Origin of the sequence: Defluviitoga sp. (assembly GCF_035349255.1) — a bacterium.
GTDB lineage: Bacteria > Thermotogota > Thermotogae > Petrotogales > Petrotogaceae > Defluviitoga.
Map to the genome: position 1 here is coordinate 1 of NZ_DAOPSE010000079.1, position 3,084 is coordinate 3,084.

Here is a 3,084-nt window from a genome sequence, read left to right on the forward strand (position 1 = left end):
TTCCGTTTCTATGGCCCTATTCAAGGATCTCTCCTTCTGGCAATTAACCAGCACCCCACCCTTAGAGTCCAGACTTTCCTCAAGATAGACCGTGTATGCCTACTCGTGACCAATCGTCCTACTTACTTTTTGTTTAATTTCAATTTCAAATCGTTTACTACACTTTTTTTGGGACCGTAAACTGCAAAAAACGTATTATTATATCCCGTAAACCATGCACTGACTTGCAACTTTGAATATTCAGTATTGAACTCCCCATAAATAAAAGGAACAGCAGAAAAAACACCTACAAAATTATCAGAATAATGACCTACAAAATTATACCAAAAATTCATTAAAGTAAAAACACTTTCGAAATAGATTACATGAACTTCGTAAATACCTCGATTTTTTTTGAAACTTATTTGCAAATGCACACCTTCTTCAGGTACAGGAGTTTCTAAAACGTTACCATTCCTCATAACAACTCTATTTATATCTACATAACCCTTGGGGGAAAATTCTACAAACTCTTCAATTGAATTGGCTATCACTGTTGTTGAAATACTTATCATTACTACTGCTACCAAAATTATTTTCAACTTCTTTATAAAAATATTCAAATTTTTCATATATTTCCCCCTTGTTCTTTAAATTTAAAAACCTTTTATCGTAATACAACCATTTACCTGCAACCATTGTACCAACAACATTTCTAGGATTAGCAGAAAAAACAATGTGTGACTTCATCCTTTCCATATCTTTAGGTAAAAATTCAGGTGTATCAATATCTAGTACCACTAAATCTGCTTTGAAAGTTGGTTCAAGCCGACCTAATCTTTCTTCTAAGGCGAATCCTCCATTTTCCCAAGCCATTCTTAAAACTTGTTTGATTGTTAACTTATCAGGTCCATATTTATTCTTTTGTAAAATAGCTCCTACCTTCATTTCATTAAAAAAATTCAAAGAATTATTGCTCGCACATCCATCAGTCCCAAAAGTCACATTAACATTTTCATCGATAATATCCACTATTGGAGCAATTCCATTTCCTAATTTCATATTGCTTGTAGGATTATACACAACAGTAACATCGTTCCTAGAAAGCACTTTTATATCATCGATATCCACATGTACACAATGAGCCGCTATTGTTGGTAACTCAAATAAACCAGTTTTTTCTATATCGGTTAAAGAATATTGCTTCTTCTCGTTTTCAGACTCCAATAAATGAATTTGAATATGAGTCTCATATTTTTCGGCTATTTTTGCAATTTCTTTTAGCTTATCAAACGGAACACTATACGGGGCATGTGGACCAAAGCCAACATAAATCCTGTTTTCTAAACCATTAAATTTTTCATAAGTATTTATATTCTCTGTTACTCTTTTATTCCATCCTTCTTGATTATCAAAAGAAATTCCCCGAGAAATATATGCTCTTATACCTAAATCATAAGCTGCCTTAGCAATTTCATCTGTAAACATATACATATCAACAAAAGTTGTTATACCATTTGAAATCATCTCTAAAATAGAAACTACAGCACCATAATAAGCCATATCGCTTTTCAAAAAATCTTCACGTGGCAACATTTTTTTGAACAACCATTCTTCAAAAGAAGAATCATCCGCAATTCCTCTGAAGTAAGACATAACAGAGTGAGTATGCATATTAACAAAGCCCGGAACTATTAGCTTGCCTGATAAATCATATTCCTCTATATTTTCGTTTTCTATTTCTTGTGTAATTTCAGGAGAAAGTAGATCTTCTATTTCATCACCATTTATTAAAACGTCTAACCTTTCAACAACGTCATCGGCACAAACTAGTACATAACCGTTCTTAAGCAATTTTCTAGACATACAAGCATCCCCTTCAAGCTTTAGTTCATAAAAATTATACTATAAAATTGATTTTTTACCTTGATTTTTCTTTACAATTTCTAAACATTTATTGTTACGATGCTAATGTAAATTTTACATATAAGATGAATATTAAATGAATACATTGTTATAAAAACGATTTTTTATGATATAATAAATTTACCTTAATAAAATATGTTTTGAATTTACTTATTCGCTCACTAAAATTTGTATTAAATTAAACCTGTTTATAATTGGATTTAACATTGTTTTCAATATTTTTTCTTTCTACAGTTTCACTATGTGCAAAAAAGATCAAACTAACTTGCTTTACTTTCAAGAACAATATTTTAAATAAAGGTGGGTGAAATATAAAAACAAGTAGTTAATTAAATGTGAGTAAGTCTGCAGAATTTTGTTTGCTTGTATATGGTAAGTTTCATTCGAAAAACACAAAACGTTATAATGGGGGTGAAGTTAGAATGAAAAAGTTATACTATGTATTAACTGCGTTGGTTTGTGTATTAATGCTGTTTTCCTGTGCGCCAATATTAAATAAAGCGCCTAATAAACCCACAAATCCTTTTCCACTGGACGGAGCTACAAATGTACCAATAAACGTAACTCTATCTTGGGAAGCTACTGATCCTGATGAAGACACATTAAAATTTGACTTATATTTTGGTGAAGACAGTAATCCTCGTCTTAAAGAGTTAAACTTAACTACGAAATCTTATGGACCTTTGGAACTTGAAGAGGAAAAAACATACTATTGGAAAGTGGTAGCAAAAGATCCAAAAGGAAAAACGGCGACAAGTAATGTTTGGAGTTTCACGACAGGCTCTTTGGAGCCAATTCCGGCTTCATTTGTTGTTGTTGAATATAACACAGGTCCGGCAGTTGAAGGAGCCACTGTTGTTGTCAAAAATGGGGAAGATGTTTTGGCACAAGGCGTAACAGACGAAAATGGACAAGTAACCTTTAACGTTAGAGGTTTTCCTGAAAAGATAGACGTAGAATTGAAAAAACAAGGAGACGCTTTAAGTGAAATCAAAGATTTAAAAACCGAAGACCTTGCCTACAATGTAAAAGAAGTTCAATTAAGAACTGCTGAATTATCTACAGACCCTGATTCTCAAAGCTTTCCTGAAGTTACTCTCAGTTTTTTTGATTTGCAAGGTAAAGAGCTAGATATCACCGACATTACAGAAAATTTCGTATTGAGAATCGATGTTGAGA

General features: G+C 32.2%; 2 protein-coding genes and 1 pseudogene. 1 reads left to right on the forward strand and 2 read right to left on the reverse strand.

Annotation, left to right across the window (positions count from 1 at the left end):
* Nucleotides 1–122: 122 nt before the first annotated feature.
* Nucleotides 123–611 (reverse strand): hypothetical protein, encoded by a 489-nt coding sequence (locus PKN74_RS08190; RefSeq protein ID WP_472310347.1) that lies wholly within the window; start codon nt 609–611, stop codon nt 123–125.
* Nucleotides 514–1,845, reverse strand: coding sequence for an amidohydrolase (locus tag PKN74_RS08195; RefSeq protein WP_472310348.1), 1,332 nt, complete (start codon nt 1,843–1,845; stop codon nt 514–516). Before PKN74_RS08195 ends, PKN74_RS08190 begins: the two co-directional genes overlap by 98 nt.
* 482 nt (nt 1,846–2,327) lie before the next feature.
* On the opposite strand from PKN74_RS08195, the pseudogene PKN74_RS08200 reads away from it, so the two are divergent.
* Nucleotides 2,328–3,084: pseudogene (locus PKN74_RS08200) on the forward strand (hypothetical protein); the annotation flags it as partial.